29 protein-coding genes are annotated in these 26,252 nt (G+C 61.6%); 5 read left to right on the top strand and 24 right to left on the bottom strand.

All coding sequences use genetic code 11. From position 1 onward, the window contains the following. From C1725_RS08410 to C1725_RS08400, 3 genes are all read right to left on the bottom strand, one after another. Complete coding sequence (locus C1725_RS08410; RefSeq protein ID WP_102411179.1) at positions 1–864, bottom strand: ABC transporter permease; 864 nt, start codon at positions 862–864, stop codon at positions 1–3. Then, positions 848–1,873, bottom strand: a complete 1,026-nt coding sequence (locus C1725_RS08405; RefSeq protein WP_102411178.1) for an ATP-binding cassette domain-containing protein — start codon at positions 1,871–1,873, stop codon at positions 848–850. The genes C1725_RS08410 and C1725_RS08405 overlap by 17 nt, the downstream gene beginning before the upstream one ends. A gap of 170 nt (positions 1,874–2,043) precedes the next feature. Continuing rightward, on the bottom strand, positions 2,044–2,763 hold the full coding sequence (locus C1725_RS08400; RefSeq protein ID WP_102411177.1) for a S24 family peptidase: 720 nt from the start codon (positions 2,761–2,763) through the stop codon (positions 2,044–2,046). Between the two features lie 180 nt (positions 2,764–2,943). On the opposite strand from C1725_RS08400, the gene C1725_RS18980 reads away from it, so the two are divergent. Continuing rightward, entirely contained in the window at positions 2,944–3,177 is a 234-nt protein-coding gene (locus C1725_RS18980) for a hypothetical protein (RefSeq protein ID WP_146009194.1), read from the top strand. A 92-nt stretch (positions 3,178–3,269) separates the two neighbouring features. Here the strand turns inward: C1725_RS18980 and C1725_RS08390 are convergent, their stop codons facing one another. The 3 genes from C1725_RS08390 to C1725_RS08380 are packed head-to-tail and all read right to left on the bottom strand — an operon-like array spanning position 3,270 to position 5,994. Further along, positions 3,270–4,550, bottom strand: a complete 1,281-nt coding sequence (locus C1725_RS08390) for a homoserine dehydrogenase (RefSeq protein ID WP_102411175.1) — start codon at positions 4,548–4,550, stop codon at positions 3,270–3,272. 10 nt (positions 4,551–4,560) lie between these two features. Next, a complete protein-coding gene (locus C1725_RS08385; protein ID WP_102411174.1) occupies positions 4,561–5,334 on the bottom strand; it encodes a type III pantothenate kinase in 774 nt (257 codons plus the stop codon). Between the two features lie 24 nt (positions 5,335–5,358). Continuing rightward, positions 5,359–5,994: an ECF transporter S component gene (locus tag C1725_RS08380; protein ID WP_346026481.1), complete on the bottom strand. Its 636-nt coding sequence runs from the start codon at positions 5,992–5,994 to the stop codon at positions 5,359–5,361. A 437-nt stretch (positions 5,995–6,431) separates the two neighbouring features. Here C1725_RS08380 and C1725_RS08375 point away from each other — a divergent pair, with 437 nt between their 5' ends. Then, a complete protein-coding gene (locus C1725_RS08375) occupies positions 6,432–6,677 on the top strand; it encodes a helix-turn-helix domain-containing protein (RefSeq protein WP_102411172.1) in 246 nt (81 codons plus the stop codon). 102 nt (positions 6,678–6,779) lie between these two features. Here the strand turns inward: C1725_RS08375 and C1725_RS08370 are convergent, their stop codons facing one another. From C1725_RS08370 to mnmM, 6 genes are all read right to left on the bottom strand, one after another. Further along, positions 6,780–8,180, bottom strand: coding sequence for an oxaloacetate decarboxylase subunit alpha (locus C1725_RS08370; protein WP_102411171.1), 1,401 nt, complete (start codon positions 8,178–8,180; stop codon positions 6,780–6,782). A 108-nt stretch (positions 8,181–8,288) separates the two neighbouring features. Next, the gene (locus C1725_RS08365) at positions 8,289–9,500 is read right to left on the bottom strand and encodes a sodium ion-translocating decarboxylase subunit beta (RefSeq protein ID WP_346026877.1); all 1,212 of its coding nucleotides are present in this window, start codon (positions 9,498–9,500) and stop codon (positions 8,289–8,291) included. Positions 9,501–9,775: 275 nt separating this feature from the next. After that, positions 9,776–10,153: a biotin/lipoyl-containing protein gene (locus C1725_RS08360; protein ID WP_102411170.1), complete on the bottom strand. Its 378-nt coding sequence runs from the start codon at positions 10,151–10,153 to the stop codon at positions 9,776–9,778. A gap of 37 nt (positions 10,154–10,190) precedes the next feature. After that, complete coding sequence (locus C1725_RS08355) at positions 10,191–10,559, bottom strand: OadG family transporter subunit (protein ID WP_102411169.1); 369 nt, start codon at positions 10,557–10,559, stop codon at positions 10,191–10,193. Between the two features lie 19 nt (positions 10,560–10,578). Then, positions 10,579–12,051 (bottom strand): carboxyl transferase domain-containing protein, encoded by a 1,473-nt coding sequence (locus tag C1725_RS08350; RefSeq protein WP_102411168.1) that lies wholly within the window; start codon positions 12,049–12,051, stop codon positions 10,579–10,581. A gap of 150 nt (positions 12,052–12,201) precedes the next feature. Next, positions 12,202–12,789: a tRNA 5-(aminomethyl)-2-thiouridylate-methyltransferase MnmM gene (gene mnmM, locus C1725_RS08345; protein WP_102411167.1), complete on the bottom strand. Its 588-nt coding sequence runs from the start codon at positions 12,787–12,789 to the stop codon at positions 12,202–12,204. A 125-nt stretch (positions 12,790–12,914) separates the two neighbouring features. Here mnmM and C1725_RS08340 point away from each other — a divergent pair, with 125 nt between their 5' ends. After that, entirely contained in the window at positions 12,915–13,769 is an 855-nt protein-coding gene (locus C1725_RS08340; protein WP_102411166.1) for a P-loop NTPase, read from the top strand. 104 nt (positions 13,770–13,873) lie between these two features. Here C1725_RS08340 and C1725_RS08335 read toward each other — a convergent pair whose 3' ends face one another. Beyond that, positions 13,874–15,232, bottom strand: coding sequence for an extracellular solute-binding protein (locus C1725_RS08335; RefSeq protein WP_102411165.1), 1,359 nt, complete (start codon positions 15,230–15,232; stop codon positions 13,874–13,876). 314 nt (positions 15,233–15,546) lie between these two features. Continuing rightward, positions 15,547–16,089, bottom strand: a complete 543-nt coding sequence (locus tag C1725_RS08330) for a GNAT family N-acetyltransferase (protein ID WP_346026480.1) — start codon at positions 16,087–16,089, stop codon at positions 15,547–15,549. A gap of 121 nt (positions 16,090–16,210) precedes the next feature. On the opposite strand from C1725_RS08330, the gene C1725_RS08325 reads away from it, so the two are divergent. Next, positions 16,211–17,650 (top strand): FAD-dependent oxidoreductase, encoded by a 1,440-nt coding sequence (locus C1725_RS08325; protein WP_102411164.1) that lies wholly within the window; start codon positions 16,211–16,213, stop codon positions 17,648–17,650. Between the two features lie 77 nt (positions 17,651–17,727). On the opposite strand, the gene C1725_RS08320 is transcribed toward C1725_RS08325, so the two are convergent. The 9 genes from C1725_RS08320 to C1725_RS08280 form a co-directional block, all read right to left on the bottom strand. Continuing rightward, positions 17,728–18,537, bottom strand: coding sequence for a GyrI-like domain-containing protein (locus C1725_RS08320; RefSeq protein WP_102411163.1), 810 nt, complete (start codon positions 18,535–18,537; stop codon positions 17,728–17,730). 149 nt (positions 18,538–18,686) lie between these two features. Next, positions 18,687–19,325 (bottom strand): cytidylate kinase family protein, encoded by a 639-nt coding sequence (locus C1725_RS08315; RefSeq protein ID WP_102411162.1) that lies wholly within the window; start codon positions 19,323–19,325, stop codon positions 18,687–18,689. A 213-nt stretch (positions 19,326–19,538) separates the two neighbouring features. Then, entirely contained in the window at positions 19,539–19,787 is a 249-nt protein-coding gene (locus tag C1725_RS08310) for a TIGR04076 family protein (RefSeq protein WP_102411161.1), read from the bottom strand. 35 nt (positions 19,788–19,822) lie between these two features. Continuing rightward, positions 19,823–20,008 (bottom strand): hypothetical protein, encoded by a 186-nt coding sequence (locus C1725_RS08305; RefSeq protein WP_102411160.1) that lies wholly within the window; start codon positions 20,006–20,008, stop codon positions 19,823–19,825. Positions 20,009–20,039: 31 nt separating this feature from the next. Beyond that, entirely contained in the window at positions 20,040–20,426 is a 387-nt protein-coding gene (locus C1725_RS08300) for a VOC family protein (protein ID WP_102411159.1), read from the bottom strand. Positions 20,427–20,439: 13 nt separating this feature from the next. Beyond that, a complete protein-coding gene (locus tag C1725_RS08295) occupies positions 20,440–20,757 on the bottom strand; it encodes an AzlD domain-containing protein (protein ID WP_102411158.1) in 318 nt (105 codons plus the stop codon). Further along, entirely contained in the window at positions 20,758–21,459 is a 702-nt protein-coding gene (locus C1725_RS08290) for an AzlC family ABC transporter permease (protein ID WP_102411157.1), read from the bottom strand. Continuing rightward, positions 21,452–21,898, bottom strand: coding sequence for a GatB/YqeY domain-containing protein (locus C1725_RS08285; RefSeq protein WP_102411156.1), 447 nt, complete (start codon positions 21,896–21,898; stop codon positions 21,452–21,454). The genes C1725_RS08290 and C1725_RS08285 overlap by 8 nt, the downstream gene beginning before the upstream one ends. Positions 21,899–21,989: 91 nt before the next feature. After that, positions 21,990–23,330 carry an MATE family efflux transporter gene (locus tag C1725_RS08280; protein WP_102411155.1) on the bottom strand — a complete coding sequence of 447 codons (1,341 nt, stop codon included), beginning with the start codon at positions 23,328–23,330 and terminating at the stop codon, positions 21,990–21,992. A gap of 470 nt (positions 23,331–23,800) precedes the next feature. On the opposite strand from C1725_RS08280, the gene C1725_RS08275 reads away from it, so the two are divergent. Then, the gene (locus tag C1725_RS08275) at positions 23,801–24,985 is read left to right on the top strand and encodes a CD3324 family protein (RefSeq protein ID WP_346026479.1); all 1,185 of its coding nucleotides are present in this window, start codon (positions 23,801–23,803) and stop codon (positions 24,983–24,985) included. A 34-nt stretch (positions 24,986–25,019) separates the two neighbouring features. On the opposite strand, the gene C1725_RS08270 is transcribed toward C1725_RS08275, so the two are convergent. Continuing rightward, positions 25,020–26,168 carry a M20/M25/M40 family metallo-hydrolase gene (locus tag C1725_RS08270; RefSeq protein WP_102411153.1) on the bottom strand — a complete coding sequence of 383 codons (1,149 nt, stop codon included), beginning with the start codon at positions 26,166–26,168 and terminating at the stop codon, positions 25,020–25,022. Positions 26,169–26,252 lie beyond the last annotated feature (84 nt).

The raw sequence follows: 26,252 nt of genomic DNA, 5'->3' as shown, positions 1-26,252 counted from the left end.
TCAGCTCCAGCGCCGCTTCTCAACGGATTGCACGCTGAAGAAGAGGAACAGGCAGGTCACAGAAAGGAAGTAAACGAGCGCCGTCAGGTCGAAGATGCCGCCCGTAAAGCTGCTCAGGCGGTCAAACAGTGCCAGCGCGCCCATGATCCTCGCGAGGGCGCCCTCCAGCAGCGCAGGCTGCCACAGGTACGCCGCGCACAGCGGCATTTCCACCAGCAGGCCCGAGAGCAGCGCGGTCGACGTGCTGCCCGTCATCAGGCGCACCACGAGGCCGAGCGCGCAGGACGCCACGGTCAGCGCGATCAATGAAGCGGCGGCGGTGGTGGTCATCAGCTCCGCAATGCCGTTCATGAGAAAGGCGAGCACCAGCACCGCGAAGCTCAGCACCGCGGCGACGAGCTGGTTGTCCGTCACGGAGGACATGAACAGCCCGACGGCGATCAGGCAGCAGCCCAGCGCAAAGAAACCCGCGATGGAGCTGTAGGCCGTGCCCAGGGCGATCGCGCCGTAACGCGAAAGAATCAGCGGATAGAGCGAAATCAGCGCCGTGGGGACCGCGAAGAGCGTCACCATCGCCAGATATTTTCCAAGCACCACGTCTGTCAGGCGCACAGGCAGCGAGTAGAGCAGCTGATCCGTCCGTTGCCTGCGTTCCTCGGCAAAGGCGCGCATCGTGAGGATGGGCACGACGATGAGGAACAGGAAATTCGTGCTGTCGATCACGTATTCAAACATCGGGTAGAGGTATTTCAGGTTGTATGCCGTCGTGTATATGCCAATGAACAGCAGCACAAAGGCGATGAACACGTATCCGATCATGCCGGTAAAGTAGGCTTTCAGCTCGCGCTTATAGATCGCTCCCATTTTCCGCCGCCCCCTTTTCCTCCGATTTATTCGCGTCCGCCGCGCCCTGTCCGTTTTCGGACTCCGCCGGATGCTCTGCGTCCGCGGTCATCTGCAGGAAGACCGCTTCCAGGCTCATGCGCTCCGCCGCCATCGCGAGAACCGGCAGGCGCGCACTGGCGAGCGCGTAGAAAATCGCCTCGCGCCGATCCTCCTCCCCATCCCACCAAAGCACCGCATCCAGCGCGCCCGGCTCATCCTGCGAGGCACAGACCTTTTCCACCCGCACGCCGAGCCCCTTCAGCGCGTTCGAGAGCTGCGGCTCGGCGGCACGCACGGTCAGGTTGACCGCATGCCCATGCAGCGCGCGCGCCTCCAGCTCCTCCGGGGTGCCGCTGGCCACAAGCTGCCCCCGTGAAATGATGAGGATGTAGTCGCACACGGCGCCGATCTCCTGCATGATGTGGCTGGAAAGCAGCACTGTGTGCTCGCGCCCCAGCGACTTAATCAGATCGCGGATCTCGATGATCTGCTTCGGGTCCAAACCGACGGTCGGCTCGTCCAGCACGACGAACTCCGGATCGCCCAAAATAGCCTGCGCCAGCCCGACGCGCTGGCGATAGCCCTTGGAAAGGTTGCGGATGAGGCGCTCGGAGACGTCCGCCACGCCCGTTCGCGCCATCGCGGCGGCAATTCGGTCTTTTCGCTCCCTTGGCGGGATGCGCCTGACCTCCGCGACGAAGTGCAGGTAATCGCGCACCGTCATGTCCGCGTATACCGGCGGCTGCTCCGGCAGGTAGCCCAGGCGGCGCTTGGCCTCCAGGGGTTCCTCAAAGATGTCGTGCCCGTCGATCTTCACCGACCCCGCCGTCGCGGCCAGACACCCCGTCATGATGTTCATGGTCGTGGATTTGCCCGCGCCGTTCGGCCCCAGGAAACCGTATATCTTCCCGGGCTCGATGGTGAAGGAAATGTCGTCCACGGCCACATGCTGTCCATACCGTTTGGTCAGATGTGAAACCTCGATCAAAGCGATCCCTCCCAGTCCGTTGTCGTCCTCATTGTACCAGCGCAATTTGGACGCATTCCGGCGAAAACGGGACGGACTTCCGACGGCATTTTGAAAAAAATGTGGCGGAAGCAAAAAAAGCGCCCGGCACATCGCGCCGGACGCCCAACAGACTATTTTGCTTTCGTTGCTCACGATTGCTTTACTTCGTTCTTTTCAAGCACCCCGATCACCTTGCCGTTGCAGCGGATGCTCTCGTCCATGGGAATCGGGCCGTAAGCGGGATTCAACGAAAGAAGCACTCCCTCGCCGAGCTTTTTGACGTAGCCGCTGCCATCCAGCGTAAACACGCCGACTTCACCCACACGCGGCTGTTCGCTGGAGACGATCAGGATGTCGCCGTCGTGGTAGACAGGCTCCATGCTGTCCCCGCGCACCGGCACGCCGAAAGCCGCCCGCCTGGGCAGCGCGTCGGCGTTGACGTAAATCGTGTGGAAGCTCTCCGGCCCGAGGTACACGCCCGTGCCCGCGGCCGCGGGTTGGTCGGAAATGCGAAAGGGCAGCAGACGCACCGCCGTCGCGTCGTCCGCATCCCGCAGGCGCGCCGCCTCTTCCTGCAGGGCAAAGTCCACCATTCGCCGCCCATGTCGATCGAGCGAACGATATTTTTGTATCAGGCGAATTTCGGGCAGGCCGAATACCTCAGCTTCAAAGCCGAGGAACGCGGCTGCATTCACGCGGTACAGGCGCATCAGCGCCGTCAGCGTCTCGATGTCCGGCTGCGAACGCGCATTCTCCCAGCCCCCCAAGGTCTGCTGTGGCCGACCGATCGCGCATGCGGCCTGCAACTGCGTGAGCCCCGCGGCGACGCGCGCTTCCTTTAATCTGCGCGCCAGTTCCTGCGCCGTCATATCCTTCACCTCTGCTTTTTATTATACACGATTTGCAGGGGTTTGCAAGCAGTTGCTCTTAATTTTTAAGTCAATATTTGCTTGACATCTCGTTTTTTAAGTGTTATACTGATTCTACACTTAAAAAACAAGAGAAACGCTTCCGTCTCTCTGCGGAAATTAAGTTGGAGGGATCCTTTCATGCTCTACTTTCTCGGCCTGCTGCCCGCCATCCTCTTCTTCGGCATCATCCTCTATGCGGTCATCGACCCCGAGAGCGTCGAGCAGGCCCAGCAGCGCATACTCGACCAATGGGGCGAGACCGAACCGGAGTCCGTTGTAACTCCGGCCCATCCTGCCGCACCTCGCCGCAATCGCCCCGGCAGCGTTCGCCGCTTCCCCGCGCATGCGCGGGGCCGATCCGTCCGCGCCTGAGCAGCTCTTCAAATAAAAGCATATAAACCGGCCCGCGATGCATCCTTTCTGCATCGCGGGCCGGTTTGCGTGTAAACGCCTCTGCGTTTTGCTCATTCAATTCCTTCCACGCGGATGACGCTGCGCACGCTCGTCTCGCCGGAGCGTTCCACCTCCGCGAGCGCCGCGCGTACCGCCCGTTCATGGGCGCTATGCGTCACAAACACGAGCTGTACGCGGCCCTCCGCGTCGGGTTCGCCCTTCTGCACCATCGAGGCGATGCCCACGTCGTGCCCCGCCATACACCCCGCCACCTTGGCGAGCACACCCGGCTTGTCCTGCGCGCGCATGCGGATGAAGTAGACGCTCGACCAGTCGCTGTCGACCGAAACGCCGTCCGCCCCGCCGAAGAACTCCGGCAGCTTGTGGCGCGGCGCACTTGCCGCCTTGATGAGGTCGGAGACGAGCGCGCTGGCCGTGGGCATGTCGCCCGCCCCGCGTCCGTAAAACATCATCTCGCCGCAAGCGTGTCCCTTGAGGAAGACCGCGTTGAACGCATCTGACACCGAGGCCAGCGGGTGCGTGCTGGGCACGAAGGTCGGGTGTACCCGCGCCTCCACCCGGTCGCCGCTGCGCTTGGCGACGGCGAGCAGCTTGAGGGTAAGGCCCATCTCCTGGCCGCAGGCGATGTCCAGCGGCGTCACGCGGGTGATGCCCTCGCGAAAGACCTTCTCTACCGGCACGTGCGCATGGAATGCCAGGGAGGAGAGGATCGACAGCTTGTAGGCCGCGTCGTATCCCTCCACGTCCGCCGTGGGATCAGGCTCCGCCAGGCCCAGGCGCTGCGCGTCGTAGAGCACGTCCTCAAAGGCGCTCCCCTCCCGCGCCATGCGCGTGAGGATGTAGTTCGTCGTGCCGTTGATGATGCCCATCAGGCCCTCCACGCGGTTGGCCTGCAGGGAATCCGTGAGCGCGCGTATGACCGGAATCGCTCCGCAGACGCTGGCCTCGAAGTAGAGGCCAGCGCCGGTCTTCTGTGCCGCTGCGTTCAGCTCCGCCCAGTGGGTGGAAAGCGCCATCTTGTTGGCCGTCACCACCGTCTTTCCCGCCAGCAGCGCGCGCTCAATATAGGAGGCGGCAGGCTCTTCGCCGCCCATGAACTCCATCACGATTTGAATTTCCGGATCCGCGAGCACGTCCTCCGGACTGTCCGTCAGGATTTCCCGCGGGATATTGCCCCCGCGCGCCTTGCTCACGTCGCGCACCAACACGCGGCGCACCCGAAAGGCAAGCTGCTCGCGCCGGGCGATCTCCGCCTCGAACTCGCGCAGCAGCCTCCACACGCCCCCGCCAATGTTGCCGCAGCCCAGAAAGCCGATGTTCACCTGTTTCATGTCCATCCCCTCACAATGCCTGATTGCGCTCGTAGATGATTCGAATGCCCTTCAGCGTGAGCGTCGAGTCGATCACGTCGATGATGTCCGACTCCGCCGCGACGATGCGCGCCATGCCGCCCGTCGCGATTACGCGCGCATTCGGGCAGCCCATTTCCCGGCGCATCGTGCGCACGATGTGCTCCACCGAACCGACGTAGCCGTGGATCACGCCCGCCTGAATGTTCGTCACCGTCGTTCGGGCGATGATGCTCTGCGGGCAGACCAGCTCAATGCGCGGCAGCTTGGCCGTGCCGGTGTAGAGCGCCTCTGCCGACATCTTGATGCCCGGCGAAATCGCGCCGCCCAGGAAATCCCCCTTTTCGGAGATCGCGCCGTAGTTCGTCGCCGACCCGAAGTCGATGACGATACAGGGACCGCCGTACAGCGCGCTGGCGGCGACCGCGTTGGCGATGCGGTCGCTGCCCAGCTCGCGCGGGTTTTCGTACTTGATATTCAGGCCCGTCTTCACGCCCGGCGCGAGGAATTTGGGCTCAACGCCGATGTAGCTGCGGCACATGTGCTCGATGGTAAAATTGATCGTCGGCACGACGGACGAGACCATGATGCCCGTGATGTCCGACAGACCGAAGCCGTCGTGGCGCATCAGGCCCTCGAGCGTGAGGCCGTATTCGTCCGCCGTATAGGTATGGTTGGTCGATATGCGCCACGACCCGCGCATCGTCTCGCCGTCAAACAGCGCGGCTTTGATGTTCGTGTTGCCGATGTCCAGCGTCAAAATCATCCTTCGCAACTTCCTCTCCGAATATCAGGCGGCGCGCATCCGCCTCGTATTGTGCCTCGTACCAGCGTGCATCGCCCGGTTGACCGCGAGCGCCACCGCCGGCGTCAGCACCATGGAGACGATGGCCTCCGGCACGCCGTTCGTCACGGCGATGGTAAGCAGCACGCCGCCGGCCGCGCCCTGCGCGATGCCCATCGCTTCCGCGATGGAACCGCCGTACAATAGGTAGAGCATCCCCAGCACGCCCGCCGTATTGACAATCGAGCCGCACAGCGCACCCGCGGCCACCGCCGCATGCTGCGCACCCTTTCGACCTGCCAGTGCCTTCATCGCGAGACGGTAAACGCCCCAAGCCGCCAGCGGAATGAGCGCGCGCGGCAGCACCGAGATCAGCGGGTTGACAAAAAAGGGATCGAGCAGGCCCGTGGGCGTCAGCGACCGCAGGAGGCTGATGACGCCGAACAACGTCCCCAGAAAAAGGCCCGTGGGCAACCCCTGTACCATCAGCCCGATCAGCACGGGCAGGTGCACGATGGTGATAGAAATCGCGCCGATCGGGATGAAACCCAGCGGCGTGTAGCTCAGCACGAGCATCAGCGCCGTGAGCAGCGCAGTCGTGGTGAGCGCAGCGACGGAATGCCTGTTTGTCCTGTTATACATTTTTCTTCCTCCGTTCAAGTTCACAAGGATACCCGACGTCTTTGAGGCAGGGATAAAACGAAGCGCCCCTTGCGTCCACACCCTTTCGGGTTGCAGCGCGGGACGTCTAACATCATAGACAAAGCGAAACGATCTGTCAAGTAAAAAAGCGGGTAACGGCCATCTCCATCCGCGCACCGCCAATTTTCCCCCGCGCGTTCTCATGCGCGGCCGGGTTCATGAATAAATCCTCCTTTGTTTGTCTTATTTATTCCTTCAAGAGCGCCCATAAAAGCAATAAAACCGCAATCCACATGGCTTCCCTCGGCTCCAGCAGCATACATTGCCCCCCTTTGTGATGATAACTGGCACAGTATAACACAAGTTTTCAAAATTGTCTACGAAAATAGACATATCAAAATGGACCGCCAGTTAAACTGAATAAAGGATGTGATGCAATGAAGTACGACGCGGTAACCCTTGGAAACGCCATCCGCCGGTTGCGCAGGGAACGCGGCCTGTCGCAGGAGGTTTTGAGCGGCCTGGCCTGCATCGCGCGAAGTCACCTGGCGATGATCGAAACCGGGGCCAAGGCCGCCAACGTCGAAACGCTAGCCAAGATCGCAGATGCGCTCGGTCTGCCGCTCAGCGCCTTTTTTCTGCAAGTCGAACAGGAAGGAAACGCCCGCTCCACGGACGCGTGAAGCGGGCGTTTCCTTGTCGACTAAACAGGCGTTGAAAATTCGCCCCGCCGCCGCGAAAAGCATCCCTTTTCACGGCGGCGGGGCGAATTGCTGTACGGTCCCTTACACCGGCATGGTCTTGTCTTCGGCGTTCAGCATCGTGGAGTCAACCTTGTACTTCTGCGCCTGACGGTACTGGAAGAACTTCGGCGCGACCTGCGGGAACATCGCCATGGTCAGCACGTCCTCTTCCTGCTCGTAGTACTCGCGCACTTCTTCGCGGTACTTTTCGAGCTCCGGCGGGATGTTGTCGGCCGGACGGCAGGTGATGACCTTGTCGTCCCCGATGCACTTCTTGCGCACCTCTTCGTTTACCGGCGCGGGAAGGCGGCCGTACTCGCCGCGAAGCAGGGCCTTGGACTCCTTGGTGACCATCTTATAGCGCTCGCCGCCCAGGATGTTCATGACGGCCTGCGTGCCGACGATCTGGCTGGTCGGGGTGACCAGCGGCGGGTAGCCGAAGTCCTCGCGCACGCGCGGCACCTCTGCCAGCACGTCGTAGAACTTATCCATGGCGTTGGCTTGCTTGAGCTGGCCGATCAGGTTGGAGAGCATGCCGCCCGGCACCTGATACTTGAGGGTGTTCGCGTCCACGCGCAGCACCTTGCCCGGATCGAGGAAGCCGTCCTTCTCCAGACGGGTCGCCACGTCGCGGAAGTGCACGGCGCACTCGTTCATCAGGTCGACGTTGAGCTGCGGATCGTACTCCGTGCCCTTGAGCGCCGCGCAGAGGGATTCCGTCGCGGGCTGGCTGGTGCCGCCGGCGAGCGGGGAGAGCGCGGTATCCACGATGTCGCAGCCCGCCTCGATGGCCTTGAGGATGGTCATCATGCCGGTGCCCGCCGTGTTGTGCGTGTGCAGGTGAATCGGCAGCTTGGAATTCGCCTTCAGCGCCTTCACCAGTTCATACGCTTCGTAGGGCAGGAGCAGGTTGGCCATGTCCTTGATGCAGATGGTATCCGCGCCCATGGCTTCGATATCCTTGGCCAGCTTCACAAAATACTCGCGGTTGTGCACCGGGCTGATGGTGTAGCTGATCGCGACCTCCGCGATGCCGCCGTACTTCTTCGTGGCCTTGACCGCCTGCTCCATGTTGCGCAGGTCGTTCAGCGCGTCGAAGGTACGGATGATGTCGATGCCGTTCTCGATCGCCTTTTTGACGAACAGATCCACCATGTCGTCCGCATAGTGCTTGTAGCCCAGAATGTTCTGGCCGCGCAGCAGCATCTGCAGCTTGGTGTTGGGCATCGCCTTGCGCAGCTTGCGCAGGCGCTCCCACGGATCCTCGTTCAGGAAGCGCATGCAGGCGTCGTAGGTCGCGCCGCCCCAGCACTCCAGAGAGTAATAGCCGATCTTGTCTAGCTTGTCCGCGACGGGCAGCATCTCGTCCGTGCGCATGCGCGTAGCGGCCTGAGACTGGTGCGCGTCGCGCAGAATGGTATCGGTGATAAGCACCTTGCCCATTGTATTTCCTCCTTTTCCGCCCTCTGCCCTTCTACAGGGAGAGCGCTCTCCGCGCGGCGGCGCCGTGCGGGAATTCCCCGGCGCCCCGCGCCGGATGACTCGTATCCATTATTTCGAGAACATCGAGATAAATACGCCCGCGGCGACGGCGGAGCCGATGACGCCTGCGACGTTGGGACCCATGGCGTGCATGAGCAGGAAGTTGCCGGGATTCTCCTGCTGACCGACGGTCTGCGAGACGCGCGCGGCCATCGGGACGGCCGACACGCCCGCCGAGCCGATCAGCGGATTGATCTTGCCGCCGGAGAGCTTGCACATGACCTTGCCCAGCAGCACGCCGCCCGCCGTACCGCAGCTGAAGGCGACGACGCCCATCACGATGATCTTGATCGTCTGCGCGGTCAGGAAGGTATCGGCCTTGGCCGTCGCACCGACCGTGACGCCCAGGAAGATCGTGACGATGTTCATCAGCTCGTTCTGCGCCGTCTTGGATAGGCGGTCCGCCACCAGGGACTCCTTGAGCAGGTTGCCCAGCATCAGCATGCCGATCAGCGGCGCCGCAGAGGGCAGCAGCAGCGAGACGAGGATGGTGACGACGATCGGGAAGATGATCTTCTCGGTCTTGGAAACCGGGCGCAGCTGCTCCATGACGATGCCGCGTTCTTCCTTGGTCGTGAGCGCCTTCATGATCGGCGGCTGAATGACCGGAACCAGCGCCATGTACGAGTAGGCCGCGACCGCAATCGGACCCAGCAGACTCGGAGCGAGCTTGGAGGTGACGAAGATGGCCGTCGGGCCGTCCGCGCCGCCGATGATGCCGATGGAACCGGCCTCAGCGGGCGAGAAGCCCAGCAGCAGCGCGAAGATGAAGGTCATGAAGATGCCCAGCTGCGCGGCGGCGCCCAGCAGCAGGCTCTTCGGGTTGGCGATCAGCGGGCCGAAGTCCGTCATCGCGCCGACGCCCAGGAAGATGAGCGGCGGATAGATGCCAAGCTTGACGCCCTGATAGAGGTAGTAGAGCAATCCGCCGGACTGCTTGACGTACTGATAGCCCACCAGCGTTTCGCCGTTGTAGATCGGCACGCCTGCCTTGCCGTGATACATCGCGTTGGAGAGAATCTCCATCTGCGGCTCGTCGAACACGCCGCCCAGCGGCAGGTTCGTCAGCAGCATGCCGAACGCGATCGGCAGCAGCAGCAGGGGCTCGAACTTCTTGACGATAGCCAGATACAGCAGCACGCAGGAGACGAGGATCATGATGCCGTTCTTCCAATATTGCGTGAAGAGGGCGTAAAGGCCGGAGTCCTTGACCAGGCCCATCAGCGTCGAGCCGACGCTGAAGTTCGCCGCGGCGTCCGCGGCGGAGCCGCCCAGGTCTTCCTCGGCCTCGTCGATGTAGACCGGAACCAGCTGCGATACGTCGGTCACCAGCTCGCCGCTTTCGCCAGCGCCGTCGGCCGCAGGGGCCTCGAGCGTCGGCTCGGAGCTGGGCGCCGCATCCTCCGCCAGGACAGGCAGCGCCATAAACATACAGCACAGCGTCAAGGCGAGCAGCAAATGCAAAATCTTTTTCACAGCGCTTAACCCCTTTGCGTTTACTCGAGCACGACCAGCACGTCGCCGGAATTCACGGACGCGCCCTTGGCAGCCAGAACCTGCACGACCTTCGCGTCGCGCGGAGCCATGATTTCATTTTCCATCTTCATCGCTTCGAGCACGCACAGCACGGCGCCCTTCTTCACGGCGTCGCCTGCCTTGACCTTTACGTCCAGAATGGTGCCGGGCATCGGGCTCTTCACCTGCTCGCCTGCAGCGGCGGCAGCGGGCTTCGCGGCGGCCTTGGGCGCGGGCGCGGCCTTCTTCGGGGCGGCGGCAGGGGCAGGGGCGGCAACGGGCGCGGCGGCGCCGGCCTCGACCTCTTCGACATCGACTTCGTAGGTGCTTCCGTTGACGGTAATCATGAACTTGCGCATAAATGGATTTCTCCCTTCCGTTATTCAGATGCTCGTCTTACAGACGGCTGTAAATCTGTTCCTCGCGGCCGGCGCGGTTCCACGCCGGAGCGCCTACGCGCCGTATCTGGCGCACGACAAAGCCGGAATCGTCCGCGCTTTCGCCGCTCTCGTCCGCGAGCATCGCGGCGACGGCGGCGGTAATGACGGCGATAAGCTCGCCCTCGTCCTCTTCTTCCGCCTCGGGCTCAGCCTCTACGGCGGGCTCCACAGCCGGTGCGGCAGCCGCAGGCGTCTCCTTCTTCTGCAGGCCTTTCATCACGATCTCCATCAGCTTGATGCAGCCAATGAGGATGATGAGGCCCGCGAAGACGACCAGAATACCGACGACCATGACCTGCAATCCGTATAGAATCGTCGTTCCCATTTTTTGCTCTCCCCTTCACTTACAGCGGCATGTTGCCATGCTTCTTGGGCGGATTGGAATCGCGCTTGGACGCGAGCATCTCCAAAGAAGCGATCAGCAGCTTGCGCGTCTGCGCGGGATCGATCACGTCGTCCACACAGCCGTTCTCCGCGGCGTGCACGCCGTCGGCGACCTCGGACTCGTATTGGGCGGCGAGCTGCGCGCGCGCGCTGGCCACATCGCCCTTGGAATTTTTGAGTTCGTCCTTGTACAGCACCGCGACAGCCGCTTCGCCGGTCATCGGCGCGATCACGCTGCCCGGCCACGCATAGACGACGTCCGCGTTCGCCTTGCCGCCCAGCGCGACGTAGGCCGCGCCGACGGCCTTGCCGGTGACGACGGAAATCTTCGCTGTCGTCGCCTCGGTGTAGGCGAACATCATCTGGGCGACGGCGCTCAGCAACTCCTGCTGACGGGCGCTTTCCGCGACCATCAGGCCCTCGGTATCCACCAGGGTCACGACGGGGATGTTATAGCAGTCCGCAAAGCGCACGAACCGCGCGATCTTCTTCGCGCGCTTGTTGCACAGTTCTCCCGCGCCCGTGTGCACCACGGCCACCGTGCGGCCGCCCATCTTGCAAAGCGCCGTCACGGCCTGGCTGTAGCCCGCGCCGAACTCCAAAACGCTGCCCACGTCGCACAGCGCGGACAGAATCGTCTTCGCGTCCGCACCAGCCGTAAGGCCCTCGCACACGCGGTTGAGATCCTCCGCCGTATCCAGCGGCGCCTCCTCCAGATTGTTGAGCGGGAGCATCGAAAGGAGCGCGCGCGCCTTGACGAAGGCATCCGCCTCGCCGTCGCACACGAAGTCCGTTCCGCCCTGCGCGTTCATGGCCTCCGCGCCGCCGAGCTGCTCCGCGGTCTTGTTCACGCCATAGGTCGCGGAAAGCACCTGCGGGCCGCAGGAGAGCTTCGCGCCGACGCCCTTCACCATGATCGTCACGTCGCTCATCTCGCTCATCAGTGCCGCCGCGCCGACGCACGGCCCCAGAACCATGGAGATCATCGGAACGACGCCCGACATGCGCGCCATGCGCGCGAAGATATCCGCGTACGCCTCCAGCGCCAGAGCGCCCTCGTCTATGCGCGCGCCCGCGCTGTCGCACATCAGGACGACCGGCGTGCCGGTCTTCTTCGCCAGATCCAGAACCTTTGCGATCTTCTGCGCATGCTTCACGCCCACGCTGCCGCCCAGGACGGTGAAGTCCTGCGAAAGGACGTAAACCGGACGCCCCTCGATCGTGCCGTAGCCCGTCACGACGCCCTCCGCCTTGCCGTCGTGCGAGACAAGGACGTCCAGCTCGACAAAGCTCTGGCTGTCCAGCAGCGCAGAGACGCGCTCACGCGCGGTCATCTTGCCGCTTTTCTTCTGCTTTTCGACGCGGGCCGCATCTCCGCTAAGGATTTCCTGCTTGCGCGCCTGCACCTGCTGCAGATCTTGAATGGTGCTCATGCCGATATCGCCTCCGTAAATGGGTATTTTGTCCGGACAATGCCGGAAATTAGGAATGGGAAAAGTACCACTTTAGGCCAATTTCCTTTATTCCACAAACCCTTCCTATTTCCTGCTTGTTTGCGGAGAAAATAACGCAATTTTGATTTTTTATTTTCCGTCCTGATCCGGATCATTTCGCTGAATCAGGTACAGCTCCGGCGTGTCCTGGCGGGCGTTGACGAAGCGATGGTGCAGGGCGTTGAAGACCCGAACGTCCAGCGCGGCGATCCGCTGCGCAAGCGCGTCGCGTTCACGGTTCCCCTCCTCGTGACCGGGGTAGATGCAAACCGTCACGATGCCGCCTGGGGCGATCAGGGAAAGCGCCGCCTCCAGCGCCGCGAGCGTCGTATGCACGCGGGTGGTCACGCGCTTGTCCCCGCCCGGCAGCCACCCCAGGTTAAACATGACCGCTCTAACGCCGGGAGCGACGTGCTCCGCCATCGTCTCATGGCCGCCATGCACGAGCGTGCAGCGCTCCAGCAGCCCCCGGCCCCGCAGGCTTTCCCGCGTGCGCGTTACCGCTTCCGCCTGCACGTCAAAGGCGGTGACATGTCCGCCCTCTCCTACCAGCTCGGCTAAAAACGCCGTATCCTTTCCGTTGCCCATCGTCGCATCCACGACGCGATCGCCCGGACGCACTGTCTGCCGGACGTAATCCGCCGCCAGGCAGCGCGCGTTTCGAAGCGTAAAGCCCATAAGCACCCCCCTGTTCTTTCTTTACCATTATAGCGCACCCCGCGCCGCAAGCCTAGTGCGAGTTGATTTTTCCTATAAAAGTGGTATCATATAGAAGCATACAGCGTAAGAAAGGAGCTCCCTTCATGAACGAACACGAAGGCTGTGAACCCTCGCAGTGCGGCACGCTGCCCGCCTGTGCAGGCTGTCATTCGAACCCCGCCAACAAGCAGGAGCCGGAAAAGAAGAAGGCCCCGGAGGTGCGCAAGGTCATCGGCGTCGTCAGCGGCAAGGGCGGCGTGGGCAAGTCCCTGGTGGCCGCGCAGCTCGCCGTGCTGCTGCGCCGCAAGGGCTATGACGTCGGCATCCTGGACGCCGACATCACCGGCCCCTCCGTGCCGAAGATGTTCGGCATCAGCGACAAGGCCATGGGCGACGGCGAAACCATCCTGCCCGCGCGTACCCACAACGACATCAAGCTCATGAGCGTCAATCTGCTGCTCGAGGAAGAGGACATGCCCGTCATCTGGCGCGGCCCGGTCATCTCCGGCGTCGTCACCCAGTTTTGGGAAGACGTCGCCTGGGGCAAGCTGGACGCCATGGTCATCGACATGCCCCCGGGAACGGGCGACGTGCCGCTGACGGTCTTCCAGTCCATCCCGGTGGACGGCATCGTCGTCGTTACCACCCCGCAGGACCTGGTCGGCATGATCGTGCGCAAGGCCGTCAACATGGCGAACATGATGAACATTCCGGTGCTGGGCATCGTGGAAAACATGTCCTACGCCGTGTGCCCCGACTGCGGCAAGCAGATCCACGTCTTCGGGGAAAGCCACGTCGCAGAGGAGGCCGCAAAGCTCGGCCTGCCGGTGCTCGCGCGCCTGCCCATCGACCCGCAGACCGCGCATCTGTGCGATGCGGGCGAGATCGAGCGCGTGGACGGCGCGGCGCTCAAGGACGCGGTGGACGTCATCGAAGCACAAATCGGGCTGCTGCTGTAAAGGCACGCAGCGCCTCTATAATGAAACTAGCGAACGTCTCGGTTGGCGTTCGCTAGTTTCATTTTATCCTGTTAGAACCCCTGTTCTGTACATATACCGATTGATTAAAAAGCATTCTCCATTTCAATCATAAGCGCGAGGTGATCCAGTTCCCTGACAAACTCACGTGCAGACAGCAATCCGGCTGCAAATTGATCCTCTTTTTGTTTAAGCGTCCATCCAACATCTGTTGCAATAGAGAAGATGCCCGGCGCCGGGAAATAAAGCTCGTCTACATAACCTTGGTAATTATGCAGTTGTTCCGGGGACACATCATATTTGCGTTGCCCAATGCTTTCGAGCATATTTTTATAATTGTTTAAACTGATTTCCAAGTCTTTCTGCTCGTCCACATCCAATTCTGGAGATGTCAGCTCTGCCTCGATGTTTTCGATATAGTTAACGGTGCGCGCATACTCCGTCTCATAATTGGGGTTTAACACGGGCTCCGCCTCACGATATAGCAGGGCTCTGTCCAAATCCGGTATATTTGTCACAAGGCGCTCTAACAGCTCGATTGCGAGCGCTTCCTTCTCCGTGCCAGCTTTGACTGCGCTCATCGATATGTACGACTTGATGAGGCGCGGTTGCTCTTGGTTGACACGCATAGAGATAATGCCTGAATCACTGATCTTCGGCCATCTATTAGAGGCTACATTGTCTATCAACTGCATGCTGCCCTTTGTGACCGGTTCGCTATAGTAAATCGCCGCACCGACCTCCTTGACCCTTTCTAAAAGCGAGACCAATGTATCATTTTCAAACCTAAGCGGCTCTCCGGCATATTGCAGCTGCATGATGTAGTTTTCAATCAGCATTTCAGTCAACCAACGGGTGTAGGAGTATTCGGTGTAGAGCGATTCCACCCAACGGTTATTTATGCTGATTTGCGGCTCGGGGTTTTCATCAATCCGCTCCGTCCACGCTTCCAAAAAATCAAGAAACGCAGGAAAGGTGTCGGGCACATCCGCATCAGACAGCCCCGCAGCTTCCCATCCTTCCATATTGATAGCCCAGAAGTTGAAGCTCACCATGGATGGAACCGCAAAGATTTTTCCCTCCTGCTCGGCCTGGGCGACGATGGATGGATGCATCTTGCTCAATTCATTGCGGATCGTTTCACTTCCGGACAAATCGACGCAATATCCCTTCGTCATGACCTGCTGACAATCGAAAAACAAGCTGTTTAAATCGTAAACGTCCGCGTCAAACTCCCCCGTCAGCAGCGCAGCGACTAGTCCTTCGAGAGTACTGTAATCTTGGTCCGACCATACGCACTCGATATCCGGGTGCGCAGCCTGAAAGAGCTTAAATCCGTCGTTTTGATCTGAAACGCGATAGAGCTTTAACGTCTCTGCTCCGGCGGGCACTCCATAAGCCGCACATAGCAGAATGGTCAGAAGATAAGCTATTGTTTTTTTCATCACGTACCCCGCTTTCATTTTTGCTCATGTAAGGTGGGCCGCCCCCATATCTGTGTAGTAACAGCAGTATGAGGCGGCCCGGTGTATATTCGTTAAAGAAATATCCATCTACGGTAAGCGGAGCTCATGCCCCATCGCGATCATCAAGGCGACCGCGAATCTCCGTATCCCTCGCGCCGTAACCGAAACCGGGGTTATAAGCACATAGACGGCACTGTCTATTCGAGATACCCTTTCCCTGAATCACCAAAAGAATCAGACATCCATTACAAAATATAGGGGAGTTTTTTGAATACCGCCCTGCTGATACGCGCTCATTTCCGCTTCGCCTCGTACTCCTCCCGCGTCATCGAATAGCACAGCTCGTCGCAGACTTCGCCGCTCAATACCCGCACGTGCGCCCGCCGCAGCGTCCCCTCGTACATGAAGCCCAGCTTTTCGATCACCCGCCTGGACCGGGCGTTAAAGTCGAAGTGACAGATGGAGATGAGCTCGAGCCCCATGCGCTCAAAGCCGTAGGAAATCGCCGCCCCGGCTGCCTCCGTCATCAGCCCTCTGCCCCAAAAGGGCCTGGCCAGCACGTAGCCCAGCGAGCGCGCCGCCGGGTTGGAGCGCTTTGCGTCCTCCTCCAGCCCGAGGGAGCCGATGACCCGCCCGGACGCCCGCTCCTCGATGGCCCAAACCTCTCCCCTCTCCTGAAACATCGCGATGATTCTCTTTGATTCCTCCACGTCCGCGTGCGGTTTCCAGCCCGCGTTCGGCCCGACCTGCGGATCCTGCGCGTAAGCGTACAGATCCTGCGCGTCCTCCATGCGCCAGGGCCGAAGCAAAAGCCGCTCCGTCGTCACCGTCTCCATGTCCTCGCCTCCCGCTCCGCAAAGTGCGGATTGTTTGAGGGGAATTATACGCGCCTTCCCGCCCCCCGTCAAGCGTTTAACCGAAGCGAAACGGCGCATACTGAAGGGGAGGAGGGATTGCATGGCTTCCATATGGGAACTGGATTTTGACGTGGCCCCCCGCCCCATGCTCAAGGAGGACAGCGAGTGCGACGTCTGCGTCGTCGGCGGAGGGATGGCGGGCATCCTTACCGCGCACGCCCTGCAAGAGGCGGGGCTTCGCGTCGTGCTGTTGGAGGCGGGACGCCTGCTCGGCGGGCAGACGCGCGGAACCACCGCAAAGATCACCGCGCAGCATGGGCTTTGCTATAAGCGCCTGATCGATACGCTGGGCGAGGAACGCGCGCGCGCCTATGCGCTGGCGAACGCCCGTGCCATCGACGCGTACCGGAGGCTCGTCTCGCGCGAGGACATCGACTGCGCGCTGGAGGAACGGGACGCCTATCTTTACACCCTGCAGGATCCGCAGCCGCTAAAGGAGGAAGCGGAGGCCTGCCGCCTGCTGGGGCTGGACGCGGCCTTCACGCGCGAGACGACGCTGCCCTTCCCCGTCGCGGGCGCCGTGCGCATGCGCGGGCAGGCACAGTTTCATCCCCTGCGCTTTGCGGACGCCCTAAGCCGCAGTCTTACCGTCTACGAAAACACCCGCGTCACGCAGGTCGAGGAGGGCTGTGTGCACACGGAATGCGGCAGTGTCCACGCAAAGCACGTCGTGCTCTGCACGCATTTCCCCTTTCTCAACACGCCCGGCTATTACTTCATGCGCATGCACCAGGAGCGCTCCTACGTGCTGGCGCTGGAGGGGGCAGCGCTCCCGGACGGCATGTTCTACGGCACGGATGCGGAGGGGCTTTCGCTTCGCACGAGCGGCCCGTACCTGCTTCTCGGCGGCGAAAACCACCGCTGCGGCGAAAACACCTCCGGCGGGTGCTACGAGCGCCTGCGCCGCGCCGCCAGGCAGCTTTATCCTGAGGCGCGGGAGGCGGCGCACTGGTCCGCGCAGGACTGTATGACGCTGGACGGCCTGCCCTACGCCGGGCGCTTTTCCAGCGCCACCCCGCACCTGTACGTCGCCACGGGGTTTGGCAAATGGGGCATGACGAATTCCATGGCCTCCGCCCTGCTGCTGCGCGACCTTATCACGGGAAAGGACTGTGCCTACGCCGCAGCCTACGACCCGCAGCGCTTTACGCCCTCGGCCTCCGCAAAGCTGCTGATGGAAGAGAGCGTTCAGGCCGTGAAGGGCCTTTCGCGCACAGCCTTCACCCCGCCGCGCGCGGAGCTGGAGGCCCTGCCTGCGGGCCACGGAGGCGTCATCGAGTGCGGCGGGGAAAAGCTCGGCGCATACAAGGACGAGGCGGGCGAGGTCTACCTTGTTTCTCCCACATGCCCGCACCTGGGCTGTCAGCTTGAATGGAACCCGGACGAAAAGAGCTGGGACTGCCCATGCCATGGCTCCCGGTTCGATTTTCGGGGAAACCTGATGAGCGGCCCCGCCCAGCATGGATTGAGCGCGCAGTAAACGTAAAGTCCCCGCCCCTGCGCCGCGAAGGCGCGCAGAGGCGGGAACTTTGCGTTTCAAGGCTTCTCAGGCCGGCCTCACCTTTTTTCGACCGGTACCTGAATTTCCGTGAGCCAATCCTTCGCATCCGCGCGGTTCCACGGGCCGTCGATATAGCTTTCGCGGATGTTGCCGCAGATGCGGTACCCGTTCTGCTCGGCCCACTTGATCGCGTAGGCATAAGCATCGCTGAGCTCTTCGTAAGGGCCGCGGTGCAGTACGGACGCCACCGTCACCGCTGGCATCTCTTTAAACGTGATATCCTCTGTGTCCCTGCCGTGGCTCGTCACTGCCTGGCAGACAGCGACGCGGATGTCGTGGTCGCGGTACTCGCCGTCCAGATAGATATTAAAGCAGTACTCCGGCTTGACGCACTGAATGCCGGGGTTTTGCGCGTTCACCTGGCTCCTGATAGCGGGCATAAGCTCGTTCAACGCCGCATAATCGGATAGAACGCGCTCGGCGTAAAACACGGTAAAAGCGGGAATTTCCTTGATGACAGCCTGATAATCCATGAGATGACCCTCTTTCTGTTCCGAAATGTAGGTTTGCAGCCGAAAGAACTGGTTCGCGACGCGTTCCCGTTCGGCAGCGAGTTCGCCCAGCCGTCTCTCCAAGATGCTGTTCACGTTGCGGCCGTCAACGATCTCAGCGATTTCTGGAATGGAAAAACCCATCTGACGCAGCGCGATGATCTGATTTAGCCGGAAGAGCTGATCCGTCGTATAATAACGGTAACCGCTTTCCGCGTCGATGTGCGCGGGTGCGAGCAGCCCTTCCTCGTCGTAGTGGCGAAGCGTCTTGATGGTAACCCTGCCGAGCTTTGAAAACATGCCGATCTGAAACATTCGTCGCCTTCCTCTCTTTCACAAGGATATCCTATAGCCTCCCGTAACCGGAGAGTCAAGATCTATTTTCATCTTTTTTATTGAGCCGCTCCCCGCTGCGTGAAAAGAGCGCTCATTGCCGTCCGCAATGAGCGCCCGCTCCAATCCTTCTATCCTTCAAAGTCCTCAAAGCGAATCCGCATGCTGGCCTTCACGAGGTTCATGCACTGCGTCCAGTTCATCCTGCCCGTATTGAGGCACAGGTCGTAGTTGCGCGCGTCCTGCCAGTCCTGGCCGGTGAAGTACCGGTAATACTCCGCGCGCCGCTTGTCCGTCTTGCGGATGAGCCGCTCGGCCTCCTGCTCCATCAGACCGTTGAGCTCGCGCACGGTGGCGATGCGCGCCTCCATGGGCGCGTGCACGAAGAGCTTGAGCACGTTCTCCCGTTCGCGCAGGATGTAGTCCGCGCATCGCCCGACGATCACGCAGTCCTCCGTGTCGCAAAGCGTTTGAATGACGCGCGCCTGATAGCGAAACAGGTTTTCGTCGGAGATGAAATCCTCCTGATCGGGCGGGGAGGGCACAAACTCGCCGCCGTTCATCGTACGGATCGCCCGGAAGAGGGAAAAACCCTTGGTGCGCTCGTCCGCCTGCGCGAACAGCGCCTCGCTGATGCCGCTGTCGATCGAAGCGAGCTGCATGATCTCTCGGTCGTAGAAGTTGTAGCCCAATTCTCCGGCGAGCATTTGCCCGATCCGCCTGCCGCCGCTGCCGTATTCGCGCGCGATGGTAATCACATGCGTTCCCATAACAGAGCCCCCTTTGCGCTGCGCGGTTCAAACCTTTTTTCCTGTCTATAGTATACAATATTTTGCCCGAAAGAACAACAAGGGCGAGGCAAGGTATCCCCCTGCTTCGCCCATCGGCAGCGCCGCCCTGACTGCCAGCAACATTTCCCGCGTCGCGCCGGTCCGCTATGCGCCCGCGTTGCGCAGCAGCGCCTTCATGCCCACACTCCGCGTTTAATCGACGGCCTCGCCGTGAACGCAGACCCTTCCGCCGTCCGGGCACCTGGCGTCGAACTGCCGCGAGCGCGCATTTCCATAGTCCAGCTCCGCGCCGTTTTGCAGCGCGTAGACGAACGGGTAGATGCCGTGCCATAGCTCGTGGCACAGCGGCGGACAAACGTCCTCGACCTCAAATACGTCGCCCTTCTTGCAGTAGCCACCCCGGCAGCGGCTCTCCGTGATCGTAAGCCGAACCTTTCCCATCGCACACGCCTCCAGCCACGTTTACTTCGATTTCATCATAATGGCAGGGTGATCCTTCCCGTCAGCAGCAGCCCCAGAAAAACCGCGCCCGTGAGGGACAGCAGCACGCCGAGCGCGGCAAGGCAAAGGCCCGGTTTCCGTGGGATTTTCGCCGTTCTTCCTCCCAAAGCGGCAAGCGCGACGCCCACAACAAGCGCAAGCAGGCTGAGGAACACGTACATAAACGCTCCGCCCCTTCTCTATAATCCGCGTTTACAGCTTTTGAATGAGCTCGACCTTTTCCCGGTTCGGGCCCTCCAGAATGAAGAACCGCACGCCCCGTTCCCAGAAGGGCAGGAAGCGAATTTCCTCCTGCGCCATGGGCAGGTTCATCGCCCGGCACGCCGCGTGCGCCGCGTCGACGTCCTTCACGCTCAGCGCGATGTGATCCACCGCGCCCGCCCGCATCGCGGCCTGGCCGTTTTGATACGCCTCGATCACAAAGCCGTCCCGGCCCAGGAAGACGACGCGCTCGCCCGCGTTGTCCGTGTCGCAGAGGATCGCAAAGCCCAGCTTCCCGTAGAAATCGACCGTCGCGCGCATGTCGTTTGTGGGCAGGCCGACGTGGTCGAGCCCGCTGATGTTCTGTTTGATGTCCATTCGTTCGCCCTCCTCAAAGCATCATCAAAGCCCCCTGCGTCAGCAGCGCCGCCGCGCACGCGCCCAGCGCGACGAGCACCATCGAGCGCCCGCGCCAGGCCATGAAAAACGCCGTCGCCGTTCCCGCCAGGGAAGAGATGCCGTTCCCGGTCGAATAGAGGATGTCCGGAAACGTCATCGCCCCCAGCACCGCGTAGGGCACATAAAATAAAAAGGATTGAATGAAACGATTGTGCAGCTTGCGCTGAAAGAGCGCAAGCGGGATCATGCGGATGAGGTAGGTCACGCCCGCCATCACCAAAACGTACAGGCAATACGTCCTCGCGTCCATTTACTCAGCCTCCCGGATCGGAAAGAGAATCGCGCCCAGCGCCGCGGCGAGCACCGCGCACAGGATGATCGCAAACCCGCTGGAAATAAACGAAAGCGCGGGCACGTAGCGAAGAATGCAGCTCACCCCCGTCGAGGCGAGCACCACGAGCCGCACGTTTTTGTGCGCCCGCGCGGGCGGCAGGATGATGGCCAGGAACATGCCGTAAATCGCGATGCCGAGCGCCTGCGTGATGAGGCTGGGCAACAGCGCGCCCGCTGCCGCGCCCAGCAGCGTGCCGCCCGCCCATCCGAAATAAGGCAGGCAGACGAGGCCCAGCAGGTAATCCCGACCGACCTTGCCCGGCTGGCTGCTGGCGACGGCGAAAATTTCATCGGTGTTCCCAAATGAGATCAGCACGCGCCACAGCGTCGTCATGCTTCCATCTAGGCGCTGCGAGAGCGACAGCGACATCAGCGCGTAGCGCAGGTTGATGATAAGCTGCGTCAGCGCCATTTCAAAGAGCGGCGCAGCGCTCAGCATCAGCGAAAGGCCCGCGAACTGCCCCGCCGAGGTCAGATTGGTCATGGAGATAAAAACCGCCTGAAACGGCGTCAGCCCGCCGCCCACGGCCTGAATGCCGAAAGCGAACGACACGGACAGATACCCCAGCGCGATGGGGACGCCGTGGCGCAGGCCGCGCGCGAAGTCTTCCTTACGCAAACAGCTCGCCTACCAGCCGGTTGACCAGCCCGCCATCCGCCTTGCCCTTCACGCGGGGCATGAGGTTTTTCATGATCGCGCCCTTTTCCTTCGCCGTGGGCTTCTCGACGTTCATCTCCGCGAGCACCTGGCGGATGACCTCGCGAATCTCGTCCTCGCCCATCTGCCTGGGGGCAAATTCACTGTACACCGCTATGCGAAGGCGCGATTCGTCGATGATGTCGGTACGATCCGCGGGCGCGCTGTCCAGCGTCTCCTGCGCCTGCTTGATCTCCCGCAGGATGACCGCGTTCTCCTCCTCCTCCGTGAGATCCGCACGCTTGTCGATGAACTTCGCCTTGAGCGCGGAAAGCAGCAGCGACAGCGCTTCCTTCCGGGGCTTATCCTTAGCCTTGAGCGCCGCCATCATTTCGGCGCGCACCTGATCCATCTTGGACATTCCAAGTACCTCCTTATATGCGTCTTGCGTACCTTATTTTATCGCCGCCCGGCGCGCTTGTCCAGTATTTTCGCGCTGCTTTCAACGCCGCTCAGCCGAGCGCCGTCAGCTTTTCGCGGTTCTTCGCGTAATAGAGGAAACCCGCCAGATCCGCGAGGAACCACCCGATGGGCACGGACATCCAGATGCCAGCGACTCCGACCGCCGGAATCGCCGAAAGCAGGTAGGCGAGCGCGACGCGCGTACCCAGCGAGATCACCGTCAGCACCACCGACATGCCTGGCCTGCGCACCGCGCGGTACAGACCGTAGAGCAGGAAGAGGCAGCCGATGCCGCAGTAAAACGAGCCCTCGATCCGAAGGTACTGCACGCCCGTCGCGATGATTTCCGTCTCCTCGGGCCGGACGAAGATCAGCATGAGCGGTCGGGCAAACGCGAAGACGAGCACCGTCACGGCCACGCAAAAGCTTGCCGCCGTGAGCACCGCGCTTTTGATGCCGCGCCGGATGCGCTCCGTCCTGCCCGCACCGTAATTCTGCGCGATGAACGTGGAAAAGGCGTTGCCGAAGTCCTGCACCGGCATGTACGCGAACGAATCGATCTTCACCGCCGCCGCGAACGCCGCCATGACCGTGGGCCCAAAGCTGTTGACGAGGCCCTGTACCATGAGCACGCCGAAGTTCATCACCGACTGCTGCACGCAGGTGAGCACCGAAAGCTGCGATATTTCCCGTACCACGGCGCGATCCATGTGCATGTGCCGCCGGGAAATGCGCACAGCGGGCATGCGCAGCAGGGAATACGCCATAAGCCCCGCGCCCGATACGAACTGGGCGATGACCGTCGCAAAGGCCGCGCCCTTCACGCCCCAGGAAAAGACCAGCACGAACAGCAGATCTAGCGCGATGTTGAGCACCGCCGAAACCGCGAGAAACAGCAGCGGCACCGCGGAGTTGCCCATGCCGCGCAGCAGCGAGGCGAAGAAGTTGTACAGGAACGTCGCGACGATTCCCGCAAAGATCACCAGCAGGTACCCGCGCATCATGCCGTAAACCGCATCCGGGATGCGCAGGAAGCGCAGGATCGGATCGATAAAGGCGTACACCGCCGCGTTCAGCACGAGGGAGACCGCGCCGATGAGCACGAAGGAGGCGAAGATGCCGCGGCGCATGCGCTCCTCATCCCGCGCGCCGAAGCACAGCGAAAAGAACGCCCCGCTACCCAGGCAAAGCCCCAGCAGGATCGAGGTGAGAAACGTCATCAGCGTGTACGCGGAGCCGACCGCCGCCAGGGCGTTCGCGCCCAGCGCCTGACCGACGATGAGCGTATCCGTAATGTTGTAAAGCTGCTGGAGCAGATTACCCAAAATCATCGGCAGCGCGAAGCGGAGCATCGCCCCCGTCACGCTGCCCTCCGTCAGGTCCCGTTGCATATTTCCTCTCCCATGCCTTTTTCAAAAATGTTTCGCCCGGCGCTTAGCCGGACAGACGTTTTTTCATTATACAGCCAATTTTTCTTTTTGAAAAGGCGTTTGCGCTTTCCCGACCGCACAAAAGCGCGGTCCCTTTGAAGCCGCGCTCGTATCAAATCACGCTTCCACCGTGAAGCACGCATTCATCGTTTTTCTTCGCGCCAGGAAAGACCTTCCCGCGGCCCTGAAGAAACCACGTAAAATCCTCCTGAACGCTGCAATGACAGATCATATCCCCTTCGCAATAGAAGGGCCCGGCACGCGGACGCAGGCGGGTTCCTCGCCCCGCAGCAGCGCGCCCGGGACGCCCGGAGCGGACGTTGCCCAAGACGTGCCCAACGCGCTCACATTTGATGCCGACAGAAATTTAAGCACGACGGCACAGGCACGGCATGTTACAATACAGGCATCCATACTGGAGGGGGCGCCATATGAAACACGTCGACGCGCAAACCGTCCTGCCGCCCAACCTGCTTGACGCCGTTCAGGAATACGTACAGGGAACCTATATCTACATCCCTGTGCGCCCGAAAAAGCGGCAGCCGTGGGGTGCCGGAACGGCCTACAGGCGCGAACTAGCGCTACGCGACCAGCTCATATTCACCCGGCGATTGGAGGGTGTCTCCGTTCCCAGCCTCGCTCGAATTTTTCACCTGTCCGAGCAGACTGTGCGCAGAATCGTACATAAAAGGAGAGAAGCTATGCAAGACGTCGAAAGCATCATCCGTTCATCCCTCATGCGCTGGGGCCTCGACGCACCCCTTACGCAAATCCACAATTCCGCATGGCAAGTCGGAACGCAGTATATCGTCAAGACGTATACACACCTGCCGTCCCTTGAGCGAAACGTCCTCACAATGCGGACGCTGCGCGGACTCAGCATTCCCGTGCCTGAGGTCGTCCCACTTCTGGAAGGAGGGGACTGCTGCGCTCAGGATGGCCTGTATCTGCTGCTCACCACGCGGCTTTCCGGCAGCAATGTCGTCAAAGTCAGCGCCTGTCCGGATGATTGGTTCCGCGCGATGGGCGGCATCCTTGCGCGTCTGCACACCGCCTTTCGGGCATGCGAAATGTCGATTCCCTGCTGGCAAAACAGCCTGCTTGCGGAACTGCAGGGATGGATTTCCGACGTCCTCGCGCAGCATCCCTGCGACGCCCTCCCGTGCGATGCTTTGGCGGAAACGCTTGCGGCGCTCGCGCCGGTATACGATAAACTGCCGCAGCAGCTCATACACCGGGACGTACATCTGGGCAACTTTCTCTTCGACCACGGCGTATTCTCGGGCTATATAGACTTCGACCTGAGCCAGAGGAACGTCCGCATCTTTGACCTGTGCTACTTCATGCTGGGGCTCCTGCTGCGGGAAAACGCGGACTTTCTCGATGAGACGCGCTGGTTTTCCGCGCTGCAGCAGGTGCTTCTCGGCTACGACGAGGCGCTCCCCCTGCTGGCTGTCGAAAGAGACGCCATCCCCAGCGTAATGAAGGGCATTGAACTGCTCTTCGCCGCCTATTTCACCGCGCAGGGAGACGCTCGTCTGGCAGAGGTCTCCGCCGGGCTCTATCGCTTTGTCAGGGAAAACGAATCACGTATTCGACGCGTGGCGAGGATGTAATTCCTCCCAGCCCATCGCTCTCCCCCATCTCACGTCAGGCGAAGCAGGAGAGCACGACCTCCATCGCCGCGCGCATGCCCGTGCGCAGCGAGGACAGGCGCACCCATTCCTCGCGCGTGTGCGCGCCGCCGCCCTCGTATACGCCGAAGCAAGCCGCGGGGATACCCATCGACAGGGGAATGTTGCAGTCGGTGGAGGCCGCGCCCGTGGGCACGCGCCGCCCGGTTGCGTGCTCGATCGCGTCAAGGCACCTTTCGGTCAGCTCCCGCTGGCGCGCCGGATCCACGTCGCCCATGCAGGGCCGCTCCCCGATCATCTCCACCGAAACGTCGAGTCCGCGCGCCCGGAAGCCGTCGATCACCCGCTCAAACGACGCCTTCATCGCGGCCAGGCACTCGCGGGCGTTGGAACGGTACTCGTAGAGCATCGACGCCTCCTGCGCGATGGTATTGACCGACGTGCCGCCCTCGACCACGCCCACGTTGTAGGTCGTAACGCTTCCCTCCGGCCCCTCGGGAAGCGTCTGGCCGTACAGCGCGCAGACGATTTCGGAAAGCGCGTGGATGGCGTTTCTGTTTCCAAAGCTTGAAAAGCTGTGCCCGCCCTCGGTGCGCACCGTCACGCGATAGCGCGCGGAGCCGACCGCCAGGTTGCACAGGGAGTGAATCGTCGAATCCAGCGAGACGAAGGCGTCCACCCGCGCGCCGTAGCGCGCCATGACAGCCCGGCAGCCCTTCAAATTGCCCAGCCCCTCCTCGCAGGAATTGGCGACGAAGAGCACGCCCGTGCGCGGCGCAAGGCCCCGCTGCGTCACGTAGCGCGCGATGAGCATCAAGACCGCCAGATTCGCGGTGTCGTCGCCCACGCCCGGGCAGTACATCACGCCGTCCTTCACGGATAACGGCATGGGCTCCATGTCCGGGAACACCGTGTCCGTGTGCGCCATGAAGACGCTCGCGCGGCCGTGCTCCGTCACGCCCACGGGGTACACGACGTTCAGCGCCTCGTCGATGTAAACGCCCTCCGCGCCCGCGCTCTCCAGCCAGTCCTTCACGAACCGGGCCCGGCGCTCTTCGCGCCCCGATGGCGCGGGAATCGCGCACAATTCGGCCAGCAGAGCGCAAAGCTCCTCCTGGCAGCCGTCAATATAGGAAATCGCCGCCGCGTCAAGCCATGTATTCATCGAATGATTCTCCCTTCGTCGCGTAAAAGCTCCCCGTCTTCTTCGCCCCGCACGCCTTAGAATCCTGCCTGCGGCCTTGAAAGC

The sequence above is a fragment of the Beduinella massiliensis genome, from assembly GCF_900199405.1.
Classification (GTDB): Bacteria; Bacillota; Clostridia; order Christensenellales; family Aristaeellaceae; genus Beduinella; species Beduinella massiliensis.
This window is presented reverse-complemented; position numbering and strand designations above follow the sequence as displayed.